Here is a 17,879-nt window from a genome sequence, read left to right as displayed (position 1 = left end):
GATAAGAAAGAGAATCCCTGATTTACGGATAAGTAATTCAGGGATTTTTCTTTTTGCAGAAATGATATTACCCATAAGAGGGAGAAATGCAGAATTTATGAGGAGGACAAAGATGGACGAACAGAACAATGTCAGAAGAGTAGGCAGAGAGTTGAAATATAAAGGGGCGATTCTCGATGTGTACACTGATCATATGGAATTTGCCAACGGAAATAAGGCGGAGTGGGACTTTATCGGACATAAAGGAGCCGCCGCAGTCGTCCCGGTCACAGAGGACGGAAGGATCATCATGGTAAGACAGTACCGGAATGCCCTGGATCGTTATACGCTGGAGATTCCGGCTGGCGCTCTGAATTATGTGGGGGAACCAGGGATCCGTTGTGCCGCAAGGGAACTGGAAGAGGAAACCGGATACCGTTCTGATGATTTGGAGTGGCTCATCACGATCCGTACGACAGTGGCATTCTGTAATGAGAAGATTGAAGTATATGCGGCAAGAAATTTGCAGCAGTCCCATCAGCATTTGGACGAAGACGAATATGTGGATGTGGAGACATACACGGTTGAAGAACTGAAAGAAAAGATTTTTGGCGGAGAGATCGAAGATTCCAAGACCATCGCTTCCATCCTTGCTTATGACACAAAGTACAACAGAAAGTAATGCATAATCGGTTCCACCTGTCATATAATGAACTATCAAATGAGCAGGAGGACAGGTTGTGTGAGAATGGAGAAGAGCAGACAATGGTTTGTGGCGGCTTTTATGGCAGGATTTATCTGCGGTATATTATTCGCAAATCTGTTTGCGAAAGAGTATGTGACGGAGTCAGGCATTTTTGATCCGTATTTTTTGAATCAGTATGCCCAGTCGGATGTGCCGCCCAGGGAGTACATCATCTATCTTTGCGGGATCCGGATCCTTCCCCTTTGTTTTATCATTCTAGTGGGCCAGACGAGGATTCGAAAAGCAATGGCGTTGTTCGTGCTTGGATGGACTGGATTTGCAGGAGGAATGCTTGCCTGCGCCGGTATCTTGAATATGGGGCTTGCCGGACTTGCCTTTTTGATGATCGGACTTGCGCCGCAGCTTTTGTTTTATGCACTGGCATACCTTGTCATCTTGTGGTATTTCTTTCATTATCCGCAGGCACGGTGGAATATGGGGAAAACGATTTTTGTCATCTTGTTTCTTGTGGCAGGGCTTTTGACGGAGGCTTATGTAAATCCGATCCTCATGAAACTGTATTTGAATACCCTGTAGTGTATTGTTCGAGATATCCTAACGTTTCTGATCATCAGAGAGAACGTTTCAGCTTCAGGATACAGCAGAAGAAAACGTAAAGCTGGCTGAAGAGCATGCCCATCAGATAACCGGTCATTCCGAAGCGTGGGATGAGGAAGAAAACGCCTGCGATTCGGATCGAAAGTCCAGTCACATTGATCAGGAAGGTTGAGGTCGTTTGGCCAAGCCCATTGAGGATGCTGATGTAAGTAGAGTTTGTGTAGAGAAACGGGCAGATAAAAGCAAGCGTTCGGATATAACTCGATGCGCCGGGACTTTGAAAAATGGTATTGCCGAGAAAGTTGGCCGTAACAAGAAAGCCAGCTGTACAGACAAGTCCAAGGAATAGGCAAGAAGCGCTGACTTTTCGAATCATGGAAACAAGCGTCCGTTTCTGGCTGGCTGCCTGAATCTCGGCGACAGTAGGGAGCATCATGACAGATACGGAGTTGGTCACAGCGGATGGAAAAAGAATACACGGCAGTGCGATTCCGTTCAGGATACCGTAGTGGCTGAGGGCAGCGGACGAAGAAAGACCGTATCGAACGAGTGCCTGGGGAATGGAGATGACCTCGATGCTTTGAAGTAGGTTTAAGGCAATCCTGTTGGCAGTCAGGAAGAAGGAATGGGAAAACAGTTCAAAGAAGCATTCTGCGTAAACAGAGGCAGTGTGTTTTTTGAACTGTTTTTCTTTGTGAAAGGCTTTTCTTACTGCAAAGATGCAGTAAAAAGAGGAGACAATTTCCCCGAATACGAGGCCGCACACGGCGATCAGAATCCCCGTTTCTTCTGATTGACGCACCGCTGCCATGTAGAGAATGTATACGCAGGAAACGCGAAAAGTTTGTTCCAAAAGCTGAGAAACGGCAGGGATCCTTGTCTGTTTCAGACCGATGTAATAGCCGCAGATACATGCATGGGCGGATGCAAACGGAAATGAATAGGCCATGACTTTCAGAAGAGGGATACACCTTGTCTCTTTCAGAAAGGATTCAGACAGAAAAGGCGCAAAAATCTGTACGGCGAAGGTACAGAAAAGAGCCAGAATCATGGAAAAGAAAAGTGCTGTTTTGAGTGCGAGATTTGCCCTTGTGGGATTTTTCAGGGACATGTGTCTGGCCACGATCCTGGACAAAGCAGTCTGGATACCGGCAGATGACAGGGAAATGCACAGGGCATAGACCGGGAAGATCAGCTGATACAGCCCCACGCTTTCCGCTCCAAATGCGCGGCTTAAAAAAATACGGTAAAAAAAGCCGATGACTCGGGTTAAGAGACTTACGGCTGTGAGAATAAACGTCCCTCGCAAAAAAAGACGTGTGCGGGATGAAGGATGCATAGAACACCTCAAACTTTTTTATAATAAAGATATTCATTTCAACGTCTTGACAGAACAAGTCCTGAGTGTTATCCTACAAAAAGAAAACCCCACTAAAAAAGTAGGAATAAATAAAAGAGGTGGCAGTGTGAAACTATCAACAAAAGGAAGATACGGATTGCGCGCCATGGTGGATCTTGCGGAATACGGAGGAGAGGAAGCTGTCTCCATCAGCAGCATTTCCAAGCGGCAGGGGATCTCGGAACGGTATCTGGAACAGCTTATGGCCAGGCTTCGAAAGGCAGGGCTTGTAAAAAGTATCCGGGGCGCCGGAGGAGGTTACATTGTAGCCAGAAACCCCGACGATATTTCAGCAGGAGAGATCTTAAGAGCTCTGGAAGGAGATCTGGAGGCAGTTTCCTGCGCGGCATTCCATGAAGACGAGACGTGTGGCGCACAGGATATCTGTGTGACCAAATATGTGTGGAAGCGGATCAATGAAAGCATTCAGCATACGGTAGACAGCATTTATCTGAGCCAGCTTGTGGAGGAAAGCCGGAGCAAGAAGAATGACCACAAGGGCTGTATGGCAACAGAAGCCAGGTGCAACAGCTCAAGAAAATAGAGAAATGGAGAGAAGAGGAAATGGACAGACTCATTTATCTGGATAATGCGGCAACAACGAAAACAGCACCGGAAGTAGTGGAAGCAATGCTTCCGTATTTTACAGAACATTATGGAAATCCATCCAGTGTTTACGGATTTGCTGCGGAAAATAAAGAGGCAGTGTCAAAACAAAGAGAGATCATTGCGGGTGCGTTGGGCGCAAAACCAAATGAAATCTATTTTACAGCCGGAGGAACAGAAAGTGACAACTGGGCGCTGAAAGCGACGGCAGAAGCGTACGAATCCAAAGGAAGACACATTATCACGACAAAAATTGAACATCATGCAATTCTGCATACAGGAGAATACCTGGAAAAGAAGGGATTTGACGTTACCTACCTTGATGTGGATGAGAACGGGCTTGTGGATCCGGAAGAAGTCGAAAAGGCGATTCGACCGGATACGATCCTGATCTCTGTTATGTATGCAAACAATGAGATAGGGACGATTGAGCCGATCCGGGAGATCGGGGCTATTGCAAAGGAACACGGAGTACTGTTCCATACCGATGCAGTCCAGGCATTTGGACAGATTCCGATCAATGTGGATGAATGCCATATCGATATGTTAAGCGCCAGCGGACACAAATTGAACGGGCCAAAGGGAATCGGATTTCTTTATATCCGCACTGGTATCAAGATCCGCAATTTTATACACGGAGGAGCTCAGGAGAGAAAACGCCGTGCTGGTACGGAGAATGTGCCTGGCATTGTAGGACTTGGAAAAGCAGTGGAACGTGCTGTTTCCACAATGAAGGAACGTGCGGAAAAGGAAAAAGAGGTACGGGATTACCTCATTGAAAAAGTGTTAAAAGAAATCCCGTATACGAAACTCAACGGCCATCCGACAAAACGTCTTCCGAACAATGCAAACTTCAGTTTCCGTTTTATCGAAGGGGAAGCAATGCTGTTGAGTCTTGATATGGCAGGAATCTGCGGTTCCAGCGGATCTGCGTGCACATCCGGATCACTGGATCCGTCTCACGTGCTGCTTGCCATCGGCCTTCCTCATGAGATCGCACACGGATCCCTTCGTCTTACGTTAAACGAGGAGATCACAAAAGAGGATATCGACTATGTGGTGGAAAATCTCAGCAGGATCATCGGAAATCTCAGGGACATGTCGCCTCTTTATGAGGACTTTATGAAAAAGCAGGCCAAATAAGAGCAGGAAAATAAGAGAAAGAGATACAAGGGAATCGAAGGAGGAAACATATGTATTCAGAAAAAGTAATGGATCATTTTCAGCATCCTAGAAATATGGGAGAAATCGAAGGCGCAAGCGGAGTTGGTACAGTAGGGAATGCAAAATGTGGAGACATCATGCGCATCTATCTGGATATCGATGAAAATCAGATCATTCAGGACGTAAAATTCAAAACGTTTGGCTGCGGAGCTGCCGTTGCGACAAGCAGCATGGCGACGGAACTTGTGAAAGGGAAAAATATTAAAGAAGCCATGCAAGTGACAAATAAAGCGGTTATGGAAGCACTGGATGGACTGCCGCCAGTCAAAGTACACTGCTCACTTCTTGCGGAGGAAGCGATCCATGCAGCACTCTGGGATTATGCAGAAAAGAACGGAATTAAGATCGAAGGCCTGGAAAAGCCGAAATCTGATATCCACGAAGGCGAAGAAGAGGAAGAAGAGGAATATTAATCCGTATTGAGAGGGATACACTATGAAGAAAGAGAAAGTAGTCATCGGTATGTCAGGCGGGGTAGACTCGTCTGTGGCTGCCTGGCTTCTGAAAGAAGAAGGGTACGATGTCACTGGAGTTACCATGATTACCTGCGACGAAGCTCAGTGTGGGAATGATCCTTCCCGTGATGCCAGGATCGTGGCAGAAGAGATTGGAATTCCGCATTACACGGTGGATTTTCGGGATGCATTTTCCACGTTTGTCATGGACTACTTCTGCAACGAATATCTGAATGGAAGAACGCCCAATCCCTGCGTCGTCTGCAACAGACATGTCAAGTGGGAAGCCCTTCTTGGATGGGCGAAAAGCCAGGGGATCCACTACGTGGCAACGGGACATTACGCAAAAATCCGGCAGTTGGAAAACGGAAGGTATGCGGTGGCAAACGCTGCATCCTCCGGGAAAGATCAGACATATGCCCTTTATAACCTGACACAGGATCAGCTTGCGCATACGTGGATGCCGGTGGGGAATTACGAAAAAGACGACGTGAGAAAGATCGCTGAGAAAGCGGGTCTTTCTGTGGCCGGGAAGGCGGACAGCCAGGATATCTGTTTTATCCCGGACGGGGACTACGCGGCGTTCATCCGCGAGAAAACAGGACAGGAGATTCCAAAAGGAAATTTTGTGGACCGTGACGGAAAGATACTTGGAAAGCACAAAGGGATCATTCACTATACGATCGGACAGCGCAAAGGACTGGGGCTGTCGCTTGGGCATCCCGCTTTTGTGACGGAGATCCGGCCAGAGACAAACGAAGTCGTCATCGGGAAGGATGAAGACTTGAGGACAGAAACAGTCTGTGCACATTACCTGAATGCAATGGGGGTGCCGGATCTGGGAGATCTTGAGGGAAGACGTATTTTTGCCAAGATTCGATACAATCATAAAGGGGACTGGTGTACGGTAAAAAAGACAGGGGATGACGAGATCGCATGTACATTTGAAATACCTCAGCGCGCAGTGACACCGGGACAGGCACTTGTGCTCTACGAAGACGGATTTGTTCTTGGAGGAGGGCGAATCCGGTAGATTCCAGATGAAAAAGGACAGGCAGAGGAAGATAAAATATGGTTACAGCAGATTATCATATGCATACACGATTTTCTTCGGATTCAGATGCTGATCCAAAGGATATGGTGGAAGCGGCTATAAAAAAAGGACTTCAGACGATCTGTTTTACAGATCATCAGGATACGGATTACCCGGAAGATCAGAGTATGTTTCGGATTGATATGGAGCGATATATTCCGACCATCACAGAGCTGCAGGAGAGATACAAAGGGCAGATCGATATCAGACTAGGAGTTGAAATCGGACTTCAGCCTCATCTTGGGAAATGGTATCGTTCCTATATTAAGGCTTATCCGTTCGATTTCGTTATCGGAAGCGTCCATGTTGTGGAAAAGATGGATCCGTACAACGGGGAGTTTTTCGACAAATATAGTGATAGAGAAGGATACCGAAGATCCTTTGAGGAGACTCTTGAAAATGTCAGGGCTATTCAGGATTTTGACGTGCTTGGACACATGGATTACATTGTCCGATACGGCAAAGAACAGGCTGCTCATTATTGCTGGAAAGATCACGCAGACATTATCGATGAAATCTTAAGAGAACTGATAGACAGCGGAAAAGGGATAGAGATGAATATGGCAGGATTCAAATATGGACTTTCTTTCTGCCACCCGTATCCGGACATCATAAAACGATACAGAGAACTGGGAGGAGAAATTCTGACCGTGGGGGCTGATGCGCATAAACCTGAACATATCGCGTATAATTATGCGCAAGCAGCGGAAATTTTGAAAAAAGCAGGGTTTGCGTACTATACTGTTTTTCATAAAAGAAAACCGGAATTTGTGAAGATTGTATAGGGAATACAGTGTTTTTTCAGCGAAAAATACAGCACATTTGCACGCTGTTGGAAAAAAGCGGCAAAACATGGATAAAAAGCCAAAAGGCACTTGAAATTTTGTCTTTTTTTTAGTACAATTAATTATGGTTGATGAATCTTTAACAAGGGAATTCATTCTTCCAGATGGATGCATGAAGCATCATAACAATCTAAATTAAATTTAGGAGGAATTAATCATGGCAGTAAAAGTAGCGATTAATGGTTTTGGACGTATTGGACGTCTCGCATTCAGACAGATGTTTGGAGCAGAAGGATATGAAGTTGTTGCGATCAACGACTTAACATCTCCGAAAATGCTTGCTCACTTATTAAAATATGACTCTACACAGGGAAAATACGCTCTGGCAGATAAAGTAACAGCAGGTGAAGATTCCATCACAGTTGACGGAAAAGAAATTAAAATCTACGCAAAAGCAAATGCTGAAGAACTTCCGTGGGGAGAAATCGGCGTAGATGTTGTTCTGGAATGTACAGGATTCTATACATCCAAAGCAAAAGCAGAAGCTCACATCAAAGCAGGAGCTAAGAAAGTTGTTATCTCTGCACCGGCAGGAAACGACCTTCCGACAATCGTTTACAATGTAAACCACGAATCATTGACAAAAGAAGACAATATCATTTCAGCAGCTTCCTGTACAACAAACTGCCTTGCACCAATGGCAAAAGCTTTGAATGACCTTGCACCGATCAAATCCGGTATCATGTGCACAATCCACGCTTACACAGGAGACCAGATGACACTGGACGGACCGCAGAGAAAAGGCGATTTAAGAAGATCTCGTGCAGCAGCATGCAATATCGTTCCGAACTCTACAGGTGCAGCTAAAGCCATCGGATTAGTTATTCCTGAATTAAATGGTAAATTGATCGGATCTGCACAGCGTGTTCCTACACCGACAGGATCCACAACAATCCTTACAGCAGTTGTAGAAGGAAATGTGACAAAAGAACAGATCAACGAAGCAATGAAAGCAGCAGCAAACGAATCTTACGGATACAACGAAGATGAAATCGTATCCAGCGATATCGTAGGAATGACATATGGTTCCCTGTTCGATGCTACACAGACAATGGTTCTTCCGTTAGAGAACGGAACAACAGAAGTACAGGTTGTTTCTTGGTATGATAACGAAAACTCTTACACAAGCCAGATGGTAAGAACAATCAAACACTTCGGAACATTATTAGACTAATTTTAAATTGGAAAAGGACAGGCGTTGTCTGTCAGAATAAGACTCAGGAAAGGGTCCGGTCTGTGAGGGACCGGATCCTTTTTGCAGCATCGGGTAATCCCGTATGCCGTAAAATGCACATATAAGGAGGCATAAAAATGCTTAATAAAAAATCTGTGGACGATATCAATGTAAAAGGAAAAAGAGTGCTTGTAAGATGTGATTTTAACGTGCCGTTGATCGATGGAAAGATCACAGACGAAAACCGTCTTGTAGCAGCACTACCGACAATCAAAAAATTGATCGCAGACGGAGGAAAAGTGATCCTCTGTTCCCATCTTGGAAAACCGAAGGGAGAGCCAAAACCGGAACTTTCTCTTGCACCGGTTGCCGTAAGACTTTCTGAACTTCTTGGACAGGAAGTAAAATTTGCAGCAGATCCGGAAGTAGTAGGACCGAATGCAAAGGCTGCTGTTGAGGCAATGAATGATGGAGATGTTATACTCCTTGAAAACACACGTTACCGTGCAGAAGAGACAAAGAACGTGGATGAATTCAGCGAAGAGCTGGCATCACTGTGTGATGTATTTGTAAACGATGCATTCGGTACAGCTCACAGAGCACACTGCTCCAATGTGGGTGTGACAAAATATGTGGACACGGCTGTAGTTGGATACTTAATGCAGAAAGAAATCGATTTCCTCGGAAACGCTGTAGAACATCCGGAGAGACCATTTGTCGCAATCCTTGGAGGAGCAAAAGTTTCCAGCAAGATTTCCGTCATCGAAAGACTTCTTGACAAAGTGGACACACTCATTATCGGCGGAGGTATGGCATATACATTCGCAAAAGCACAGGGTGGAAAGATTGGTATTTCCCTCTGCGAAGATGATTATATGGAATATGCACTGAACATGCTGAAAAAAGCAGAAGAAAAAGGCGTAAAACTTCTTCTTCCGGTTGACAACCGTATCGGCGACAAATTCTCCAATGATGCAAATATTCAGGTAGTTAAGACAGGAGAGATCCCGGATGGATGGGAAGGAATGGATATCGGACCGGAGACAGAAAAACTTTTCTCAGAAGCTGTGAAAGGTGCTAAGACAGTCGTATGGAATGGACCGATGGGATGCTTTGAAATGTCCAATTTCGCACATGGTACAGAAGCGATGGCAAAAGCTCTTGCAGAGACAGACGCTGTCACGATCATCGGAGGAGGAGACTCCGCAGCAGCAGTCAATCAGCTTGGCTATGGCGACAAGATGACACATATCTCAACAGGCGGCGGTGCATCTTTGGAATTCCTGGAAGGAAAAGAACTCCCGGGTGTTGCAGCAGCCAACGATAAGTAAAAAGCTTAGCGCAAAGTTTGAGGTTAGAAAAAGTGTAATAATCAGAAAAGAGGAAATAGACATGGCAAGAAAAAAAATCATTGCTGGTAACTGGAAAATGAATATGACACCTAGTCAGGCAGTCGCTCTTGTAAATGAGCTGAAACCGCTGGTGGCAACAGAAGAAGCAGATGTAGTATTCTGTGTTCCGGCTATCGATATCATTCCGGCGATGGAAGCTGCAAAAGGAAGCAATATCGAGATTGGCGCAGAAAATATGTACTTTGAAGAAAAAGGTGCATTTACAGGGGAGATTTCTCCGGAAATGCTTACAGACATAGGTGTAAAATACGTTATCATCGGACACTCTGAAAGAAGAGAATACTTTGCAGAGACAGATGAGACAGTAAATAAGAAAGTGCTGAAAGCCTTTGAACATGGTATTACACCGATTATCTGCTGCGGCGAATCTCTTACACAGAGAGAGCAGGGTGTGACGATGGACTTCATTCGTCAGCAGATCAAGATCGCTTTCCTTGGCGTTACAGCAGAACAGGCAAAAACAGCTGTCATCGCTTACGAACCGATCTGGGCTATCGGAACAGGAAAGACAGCGACGACAGAGCAGGCGCAGGAAGTGTGTGCAGGTATCCGCGCATGCATCGCTGAAATTTACGATGCTGAGACAGCAGAAGCAATCCGCATTCAGTATGGCGGATCTGTAAATCCGGCTACAGCACCAGACTTGTTTGTCCAGGCTGATATCGACGGAGGTCTGGTTGGAGGAGCTTCCTTAAAAGCAGACTTCGGAAAGATCGTAAACTGGAAATAATACTATTTTCCCCGCGGGAGCAGATCCTGCGGGGTTTTTGGTTTTCGTGGAAGTGTTTGCAATCCCTTCAGAAAGATAGTAAAATAGAACTGATCTTTCAGACGGATTCAATTAGAAAGGATCTGTCAAAAAGGAAAAGACTGACAGGAAAGGGATACGAAAGAATGGTTACGATTAAAGACATTGCCAAAGCCGCCAATGTAAGTGCAATGACAGTGTCCAATGTGCTGCATGGACGGACAAAAAAGGTTTCCAAAGAGACGAGAGAGCGGATCGAACGTCTTATGGAAGAGATGCAGTATGTGCCGAATATGGGGGCCAGGATGCTTGTACAGAATCATTCCAGGATCATAGGAGTTATTGCGAATGCCATCTCTGATGAGGGAGGGGAGACATTGTACGGTCCTCTTGTCATGGAGATGCTGGGAGAGATCGAAAAAGAAGTGAAAGATCATGGTTACTATATGATGTTCTCTGCATCGTCCTCGGAAAAGGAAATCTGTGATATGATCCGAACATGGAACGTAGATGGAATCCTCACGATCGGGCTTCCTACGGAGGTATGCCGCCATCTTGGGGAAGAAGTGCGGATGCCGGCTGTCTTTACAGACTGTTATTTTGGGAAAGAAGAGCAGTATTTGAATGTAGGGACCGAGGACGAAGAAGGATCATATATCGCTGCAGAATATCTGATACAAAAAGGACACAGAAAAATTGCTTATGTGACGGATGGCCCTTATGACGAAAACGGCAACCCAACCGGGGTATCGCTGTGGAAGCTGAAAGGATTTCAAAGGGCTGTAAAAGAAGCCTACCTTCCTTTTGCAAAAGAACATGTGTACCGCGGAAGCACGAAAGAAGAGGAGCAAAGAAAAATGCTTCAGTCGTTGGCCAGCCACATTTTTGACTATACAGCTGTCGTATTTTGCCGGGACTATTATGCAATCGAAGCGATGGACTATTTTCGCCATCATGGGATATGGATCCCAAAAGATATATCTGTCGTCGGATTTGACGATATAAGCATGGCAAAGATGGCATATCCGAGACTGACGACAGTAAGGCAGGGAGTCCGGGAAAAAGGTCGGAAAGCTGCTGAACTTCTGTTCCAGGCTCTGGAGGACAAAGAGCTGAAAAAAGCAGACATCCGTATGCCGGTAAAGCTGGTTGAACGTGAAACTGTAAAAGAGATTTATTAATTTCAAACGGTTTATTTTTTAACAAATTTTTCTGTTTGCTTGAAAGCGCGCAGGAAATCATGTAAAATACGAAATTAGGTAATGAAATTACAGAATTGACAAAGTAAGGAGAGAAATCATATGGGAAAGAAACCAACAGTTTTAATGATTTTGGATGGTTATGGTTTAAACGATAAAGCAGAAGGCAACGCGGTTGCCGAAGCGAAGACACCGGTTATGGACAAACTCATGGCAGAATGTCCGTTTGTAAAAGGAAATGCGAGCGGCATGGCAGTGGGACTTCCGGATGGACAGATGGGAAACTCTGAAGTAGGACATCTGAATATGGGAGCCGGACGGATTGTATATCAGGATCTCACAAAGATTACAAAAGCAATCCAGGACGGGGATTTCTTTGAAAATGATGCGCTTCTTGCAGCGTGCGCGAATGTAAAAGAGCATGACAGCGCGCTTCACATGTTCGGACTTGTCTCCGACGGAGGCGTACACAGCCACAATACACATATTTATGGACTTCTTGAACTTGCAAAACGACAGGGCATCTCAAAAGTATACGTACACTGCTTCCTCGATGGACGTGATACGCCTCCGGCATCCGGAAAAGACTATGTGCAGGAATTGAGCGATAAGATGAAAGAAATCGGAGTCGGAGAGGTCGCTTCCGTTATGGGACGTTACTATGCAATGGATCGTGACAACAGATGGGATCGTGTAGAACTGGCATATAAGGCACTCGTAAAAGGCGAAGGAAACACAGCTGCAAGCGGAGTGGAAGCGGTACAGAATTCTTATGATGACGGAAAGACAGATGAATTCGTGATCCCGGCAGTTGTCGTAAAGGATGGAAAGCCGGTAGCTACGATCAAAGACAATGACTCTGTCATCTTCTTTAACTTCCGCCCGGACCGCGCAAGAGAGATCACGAGAGTTTTCTGCGCGGATGATTTTGACGGATTTGACAGAGGGGAACGCATCAAGACAACGTATGTATGCTTCACAGAATACGATGTGACGATTCCGAACAAACTGATCGCATTCCATAAGACAGAGATCACAAATACATTTGGAGAATTCCTCGCAGCCAACAATATGACACAGGCAAGAATCGCCGAGACAGAAAAGTATGCCCATGTGACATTCTTCTTCAACGGTGGTGTGGAAGAACCAAATAAAGGGGAAGACAGGATCCTTGTAAAATCCCCGAAGGTAGCGACTTACGATTTGAAACCGGAGATGAGCGCGTACGAAGTGTGCGACAAATTGGTAGAAGCCATTAAATCCGGAAAATACGATGTTATTATCATCAATTTTGCAAACCCGGATATGGTCGGACATACAGGTGTGGAAGCAGCGGCGATCAAAGCGATCGAAGCGGTGGATGAATGTGTAGGAAAAACAGTGGATGCCATCAAAGAAGTAGATGGCCAGATGTTTATCTGTGCTGACCACGGAAATGCAGAACAGCTTATCGACGAAGAGACAGGCGAACCATTCACGGCTCATACGACAAACCAGGTGCCGTTCATCATTGTAAACGCGGATCCGTCTTACGGCCTGAGAGAAAACGGATGCCTTGCGGACATCGCGCCGACCCTCATTGAGATGATGGGGATGGAGCAGCCAAAAGAAATGACAGGAAAATCCTTGCTCATCAAAAAATAATATCTATCAGCTAAAATATATTGTTAAATAAAAAATAGCTCCCATATAGACCGAGAAAATCTTTGATATGTTTATTTCGGTATATGGGAGCTTTTTTGTGTTCTACGAATGACATAAACTTCACAAATTAGATTTTGTGTGATATTATAAAGAAAAATATGAATGAATAGAAAGAAAAATCAGAAAATAAATATTTTGTCTAAAAAACATCAGAAATAAATGAGGGATAAAATGTACGGGAAACATTTAAAGGAATTGAGGGAAGCAAAAAAACTGTCACAAGATCAAGTGGCTCAAGAATTGAATGTAAGCCGACAGGCAATATCAAAATGGGAAAATGATAAAACCTTTCCGGATATCGATAACCTGATCCGACTCAGCAGACTGTATGGAGTGACGCTGGATGAACTTGTTGGAGTTGAACGTGAGAAAGAAGAGACGACAGAAAAAGATAAGGAGGAGGGATACAAAAGAGAGGAGGTATTTTATCATAAAGAAAGTATTATAGGAATGCTGTTGATTATGATAGTGATAGCCTCTTGCCTGATTGCCCAGGTTGGGTTTATTGTTTCGATTATTTTTATTGTGCTGAGTAAAGAGCTCAGGACGAAAAAATGGAAGTGGATTTTAAGAATCGTGTGTCTTGTAGCTCTTTTTGTCAGCACATATAATTGTTATCAAATCTTAAGTTTTTATTTTGAACCTGGCGAAGCGACTATTGAATATCTTGGCTAGAGTTTGGAAATTTTTAAGGCACCTTTGGAAATTGACGCTTTAATACCGGTATTCATAACGTTGGAGGAATAGATATATTTAAATTTTAAAGTGGCTTGTGTTGAAGAAACCTTTTGTAATACAACATTTTTGATCGAACCGGTTAGTGGAATTGCAGATGGGTTGGATACAGAGGTAATCCTATTGGATGAAACAGTTACAATAAATCCAGCCTTCCATCTATTTGGCACTGTAAGGGAAACTTTATATTTTCCATTGGCCATACGCGAACCGTATTCGATTGGTTCAATCGTAACAGAATAAGGGAGTCCATTTTTGTCCATTAAGAAGAAGCTCTTGGATTGTGTTGTTGAGAGAGAGTAAACGGAACAAGAAGCAGATGTAGAATAAGAATCTTTTGCATGGGAGGATAGTGTAGCGGAAGAAAAAGCAACAGATGCACTTAATACAGATAAAAATAATTTCTTTTTTAGGTTCATATTGTACCTCCTGAAAATAATTTGTATGAGTTAACTACATATGAAATGTGGAGAGATGAAAAGAAACTGATAGTTTACATATAGAAACAGTCAGTTTCTTGTGAAATGAAAGATGGAAGTGTAAGATAAAATTAAGATTTATTTATGCAAGCTTGTGAAAAGATAAATCTGTTGTAACTTTACAAATAAAAAAGGAGAAGGAGGGATTCTTTATGAAGAAAAGAGAGTTTTTCTGTAAAAGTATACCCCTTGTATTTCTGCTTTCTTTGGGTTTGTCTTATAACGTAATTGCATCAAAAGGATCTGGAACTGTTAATGTGAGCAGGGATATGCATTTTTCATTGGCAAAAGCAGGTATAACACGTACTGGAAGATATAGTGACGTGCTCGTTAGAGCTAACAGTGTTTATCCTCTCGATGGATCAACAGACAGATTTAGAAATTGCAGAACTCGTCTATACGGAAATTTCAACTTATATTTTTCTGGAAATGATCCAAACTATCCAGCAGGGATTTCTTATTATTATGACGGTAGATAAGTATTGATAATCCGGGGAGGGGGAAAAGCGGATGAAAAATTCATTTAAAATGCAGTTTCGGGAGATAGCAGTTAAAAAGACGACAGTGGCAACATACTTGGCTGTGCTTTTGTTTGTGGCAGTGAATTTTTCGGTAAATTTACTGGAGAACAGAGAAATCCAGTATGTTTCTCAGATGTATGATCCTATCAAAAAGCTGACATGGTCGTCGTGGTCTGTCAGCGGATACTATTTGATGCAGCTTTTCCCGCTCCTTGCGGTTTTTCCTACAGCGACATCATGGATTTCGGAAAAAAACAGCGGCATACATGCGTATATCCGAAGCAGAAGTGGAGAAAGAGAATACTGGTATGGAAAGATGGGAGCGGCCTTTGTCATCTCTTTTCTGATATTTACTGTGCCGTTCTTGCTGGAACTTCTTTTGAGCATAATCTGTTTTCCGATGCAGTCTGCTGGGGATCCGAGTGGATTTTCATACTTAATTACAGTGGAAGAAGGGACAGGATACATATTGTCGCAGTTGTTTTACAGTAACAAAGTATTGTATGCGGCGGTTTTTATTTTGATCATCGGATGTGTAGCAGGAGGATTTGCAGTATTTAACCTTTTTGTTACCACACTGCCGGGATTTCGGTATAAGATTTTTACATTTTTCCCAATCTACATCTTTCTGTTTCTCCTTACGGTTGGAGAATCGTGGATCAGTCCAAATGAGAGTCTGTATTATGGGTTGTTGTTGACAATGTTTGAATCAGGAAACGCGAATTATCCGCTTTTTGCCGCTGTCATAGTGGGAATGTTGGCGATCTCGTTTCTTCTGGCAGAGAGAAAGATACGGGAAGGAGGAGTGCGATGAGAAAATACAGAAAAGTACTGCTTCTTGGATGTCTCTGTGGTATTTTGTGCGTGTTTTCAGATATGGTCAATATGGAGGAGGTTTCTCTATCCCAGATCATTCTCAGGACAACATTTTCCCAGACTTGGTATCATGCAGGATTTATCATGTCGATTATGAAAATGTTCATCCCGCTTCTTTTATTCCAAATTCTATGCGGAAGTATGATATACCGATATTTCTGCTGCGCCAGCGTCTATTACTTTACAAGGAATGCTAGCCGGATAAAGTGGTTCCTGCTGGAATGCGCAAAACTGTATCTGACATGCCTTTCTTTTTTGATCATTATGATACTGACTGGGGCGGCAGCGCTGCTGCTTGTCGGAAAAGTTACGATAGACAGTTCGGTTGTTTGGATCGGAGGGTATTATCTTCTGATTTATTCTCTGTACCTGTTTGGGTTTACTCTTGGCATCAATGTTCTTTCTCTCGCGTGGAACAGCACGGCTGGGATTGCGGTGCCGGCCATCATACAGATCATGGGAATTGCGTTTTATACGATGATGTCGCAGTTTGCAGATCCTGTGACGGGATATCTGGCGGCGGATAGTGCCTGGATGGTTTATATCAATCCATTCGCACAGTTGGCATTTGGGATTCATACGAGGAATGGAAAACCTGTTTTTTCAATATTTGGCCCACAAGAGTTTCCATTTGAATTGAATATGTCGGTAGCGTATGTCGGGATCATAGCGATTTTTGCCGTAGCTGCAGGTTGTGCTGCAGTCAACAGGCATGAATTTATCACAAACGACAAAGAAATTGAATAGGAGGGGGAAAGGGATGAGATTGACAGCGGAAAAAGTAAGTAAACATATCGGGAAAAAACAGATACTAAAAGAAGTAAGCCTGGAGATGGAAAGCGGGCATGTCTACGGCTTTGTGGGGAGAAATGGATCCGGAAAAACGATGCTTTTCCGGGCTTTGGCTGGTCTTATGAAGATCGACTCCGGGGAAATCCGGCTGGATGACAAAGTGCTTCACAAAGACATGAAAGTGCTTCCGGATCTTGGGATTGTAATTGAAAATGCAGGGCTTTATCCCGAACTCAGCGGATTTGACAATCTTTGGCTACTGGCAAAAATCAAGAAAAAGATTGGGAAAGAAGAGATTCGGGAGGCAATTCGTCTGATGGGGCTTGACCCGGATGACAAACGGCCCGTAAGGAAATATTCTCTTGGAATGAAACAGAGGATTGTTCTGGCCCAGGCTATCATGGAAAAGCCCCAAATTCTCATGCTGGATGAACCTACCAACTCTCTGGATGAAGGAGGGGTGGAGGACATCCGAAAACTTGTAAAAAGAGAAAAAGAAAAAGGAACTATGGTACTGCTGGCAAGTCACAGCAAGGAAGACATCGATCTGCTGGCAGATAAAGTTTATCTTGTAAAAGAAGGGACTGTGAGAGAACGATGAAATTCAAGTACATAGCAGCCATCACTTTTTTTGCTTTTGCCGTTTTGCTTGGGGCAGGGCTTTACAGTAAGACGTCGTATAAAGACTACAACAAAGAAAAAGAACCGCTGAATCATTTCAGTGTGGGTATATTTCCCGACAATCTGGCAGATACACAGATCGAAATCATGCAAGAAGTTCTGGATAACAGTCGACATATCATAGCAGCAAGGTGCGAAGACACATCTAAGTATCTGTACTCATGCGCAGTTCAGCCGGTCACGGTAGAGCAGGTGTTCAAAGGAGAAGGATTGAAAACAGGAGAAAAGATCAGCATTCAAACAGTAAGCCAGATCTTCATGGAAAAAGATCTTTATGTGGGAGGAAAACCTTCCTTGAATATAGGATTTGTCAATGAAATGAAACCCGGAAAAACCTACCTGATCTTCCTGGACAGAAAGATTGACACACATAACGAAGAAAAAATTTTTGTACACCCAAAAGAAACACTGATACGCCCGGTATTCTGCTACGAAAAAATAGAAAATAAACCTTGCGTAAGCAACAGCGATATAAGCAATAGCACATACTATAAAGATGTAAGTGAAAACGAGTTTTTCCTTGCATCAGAAACCACAATCAAAAAGATTGAAGAATTCAAAGAAACCCTTCTTCACAAATATCCTATACAATAAACTGTTATATGGTGTTATATAGGGGACGTGTTCCGGCTTGCCGGAACACGTCCCCTATAT

At 43.8% G+C, this 17,879-nt stretch carries 20 protein-coding genes; 18 read left to right on the top strand and 2 right to left on the bottom strand.

Annotation, left to right across the window (positions count from 1 at the left end; all coding sequences use genetic code 11):
* Positions 1–112 precede the first annotated feature (112 nt).
* Together FLB61_RS09840 and FLB61_RS09835 are read left to right on the top strand one after the other, a co-directional pair.
* The gene (locus tag FLB61_RS09840) at positions 113–661 is read left to right on the top strand and encodes an NUDIX hydrolase (RefSeq protein WP_221920035.1); all 549 of its coding nucleotides are present in this window, start codon (positions 113–115) and stop codon (positions 659–661) included.
* 60 nt (positions 662–721) lie between these two features.
* Positions 722–1,261, top strand: a complete 540-nt coding sequence (locus tag FLB61_RS09835; RefSeq protein WP_144018272.1) for a stage II sporulation protein M — start codon at positions 722–724, stop codon at positions 1,259–1,261.
* Between the two features lie 34 nt (positions 1,262–1,295).
* On the opposite strand, the gene FLB61_RS09830 is transcribed toward FLB61_RS09835, so the two are convergent.
* Positions 1,296–2,621 (bottom strand): polysaccharide biosynthesis protein, encoded by a 1,326-nt coding sequence (locus tag FLB61_RS09830; protein ID WP_221920034.1) that lies wholly within the window; start codon positions 2,619–2,621, stop codon positions 1,296–1,298.
* A gap of 127 nt (positions 2,622–2,748) precedes the next feature.
* Between FLB61_RS09830 and FLB61_RS09825 the strand changes: the two genes are divergently transcribed.
* The 11 genes from FLB61_RS09825 to FLB61_RS09775 all read left to right on the top strand — a co-directional run bounded on the left by FLB61_RS09825 (position 2,749) and on the right by FLB61_RS09775 (position 13,816).
* Positions 2,749–3,225 (top strand): RrF2 family transcriptional regulator, encoded by a 477-nt coding sequence (locus FLB61_RS09825; protein WP_087203112.1) that lies wholly within the window; start codon positions 2,749–2,751, stop codon positions 3,223–3,225.
* Positions 3,226–3,245: 20 nt separating this feature from the next.
* A complete protein-coding gene (gene nifS, locus FLB61_RS09820; RefSeq protein WP_087210706.1) occupies positions 3,246–4,430 on the top strand; it encodes a cysteine desulfurase NifS in 1,185 nt (394 codons plus the stop codon).
* 50 nt (positions 4,431–4,480) lie between these two features.
* Positions 4,481–4,924 (top strand): Fe-S cluster assembly scaffold protein NifU, encoded by a 444-nt coding sequence (gene nifU, locus FLB61_RS09815; protein ID WP_087203110.1) that lies wholly within the window; start codon positions 4,481–4,483, stop codon positions 4,922–4,924.
* 22 nt (positions 4,925–4,946) lie between these two features.
* Positions 4,947–5,999, top strand: coding sequence for a tRNA 2-thiouridine(34) synthase MnmA (gene mnmA / locus FLB61_RS09810; protein ID WP_087203109.1), 1,053 nt, complete (start codon positions 4,947–4,949; stop codon positions 5,997–5,999).
* Between the two features lie 38 nt (positions 6,000–6,037).
* Entirely contained in the window at positions 6,038–6,844 is an 807-nt protein-coding gene (locus FLB61_RS09805) for a histidinol-phosphatase HisJ family protein (RefSeq protein ID WP_087203108.1), read from the top strand.
* 217 nt (positions 6,845–7,061) lie between these two features.
* The gene (gene gap, locus FLB61_RS09800; RefSeq protein ID WP_087203107.1) at positions 7,062–8,078 is read left to right on the top strand and encodes a type I glyceraldehyde-3-phosphate dehydrogenase; all 1,017 of its coding nucleotides are present in this window, start codon (positions 7,062–7,064) and stop codon (positions 8,076–8,078) included.
* A gap of 137 nt (positions 8,079–8,215) precedes the next feature.
* Positions 8,216–9,409, top strand: a complete 1,194-nt coding sequence (locus FLB61_RS09795) for a phosphoglycerate kinase (protein ID WP_087203106.1) — start codon at positions 8,216–8,218, stop codon at positions 9,407–9,409.
* A 61-nt stretch (positions 9,410–9,470) separates the two neighbouring features.
* Positions 9,471–10,220, top strand: coding sequence for a triose-phosphate isomerase (tpiA, locus tag FLB61_RS09790; RefSeq protein WP_221920033.1), 750 nt, complete (start codon positions 9,471–9,473; stop codon positions 10,218–10,220).
* Positions 10,221–10,384: 164 nt separating this feature from the next.
* Positions 10,385–11,419: a LacI family DNA-binding transcriptional regulator gene (locus tag FLB61_RS09785; protein ID WP_221920032.1), complete on the top strand. Its 1,035-nt coding sequence runs from the start codon at positions 10,385–10,387 to the stop codon at positions 11,417–11,419.
* A gap of 120 nt (positions 11,420–11,539) precedes the next feature.
* On the top strand, positions 11,540–13,081 hold the full coding sequence (gene gpmI, locus FLB61_RS09780) for a 2,3-bisphosphoglycerate-independent phosphoglycerate mutase (RefSeq protein ID WP_087203103.1): 1,542 nt from the start codon (positions 11,540–11,542) through the stop codon (positions 13,079–13,081).
* 231 nt (positions 13,082–13,312) lie between these two features.
* Positions 13,313–13,816 carry a helix-turn-helix domain-containing protein gene (locus tag FLB61_RS09775; protein WP_087210697.1) on the top strand — a complete coding sequence of 168 codons (504 nt, stop codon included), beginning with the start codon at positions 13,313–13,315 and terminating at the stop codon, positions 13,814–13,816.
* On the opposite strand, the gene FLB61_RS09770 is transcribed toward FLB61_RS09775, so the two are convergent.
* On the bottom strand, positions 13,813–14,295 hold the full coding sequence (locus FLB61_RS09770) for a DUF5626 family protein (protein ID WP_221920031.1): 483 nt from the start codon (positions 14,293–14,295) through the stop codon (positions 13,813–13,815). The genes FLB61_RS09775 and FLB61_RS09770 overlap by 4 nt on opposite strands.
* A 212-nt stretch (positions 14,296–14,507) precedes the next feature.
* Between FLB61_RS09770 and FLB61_RS09765 the strand changes: the two genes are divergently transcribed.
* The 5 genes from FLB61_RS09765 to FLB61_RS09745 are packed head-to-tail and all read left to right on the top strand — an operon-like array spanning position 14,508 to position 17,819.
* Positions 14,508–14,834: a hypothetical protein gene (locus tag FLB61_RS09765; protein ID WP_221920030.1), complete on the top strand. Its 327-nt coding sequence runs from the start codon at positions 14,508–14,510 to the stop codon at positions 14,832–14,834.
* 31 nt (positions 14,835–14,865) lie between these two features.
* Complete coding sequence (locus tag FLB61_RS09760) at positions 14,866–15,690, top strand: hypothetical protein (protein WP_087203100.1); 825 nt, start codon at positions 14,866–14,868, stop codon at positions 15,688–15,690.
* On the top strand, positions 15,687–16,499 hold the full coding sequence (locus tag FLB61_RS09755) for a hypothetical protein (protein ID WP_221920029.1): 813 nt from the start codon (positions 15,687–15,689) through the stop codon (positions 16,497–16,499). The genes FLB61_RS09760 and FLB61_RS09755 overlap by 4 nt, the downstream gene beginning before the upstream one ends.
* A gap of 13 nt (positions 16,500–16,512) precedes the next feature.
* Positions 16,513–17,145 carry an ABC transporter ATP-binding protein gene (locus tag FLB61_RS09750; RefSeq protein ID WP_087203098.1) on the top strand — a complete coding sequence of 211 codons (633 nt, stop codon included), beginning with the start codon at positions 16,513–16,515 and terminating at the stop codon, positions 17,143–17,145.
* Entirely contained in the window at positions 17,142–17,819 is a 678-nt protein-coding gene (locus FLB61_RS09745) for a hypothetical protein (RefSeq protein ID WP_087203097.1), read from the top strand. Before FLB61_RS09750 ends, FLB61_RS09745 begins: the two co-directional genes overlap by 4 nt.
* Positions 17,820–17,879 lie beyond the last annotated feature (60 nt).

Origin of the sequence: Sellimonas caecigallum (assembly GCF_019754295.1) — a bacterium.
Lineage (GTDB): Bacteria > Bacillota > Clostridia > Lachnospirales > Lachnospiraceae > Sellimonas > Sellimonas caecigallum.
This window is presented reverse-complemented; position numbering and strand designations above follow the sequence as displayed.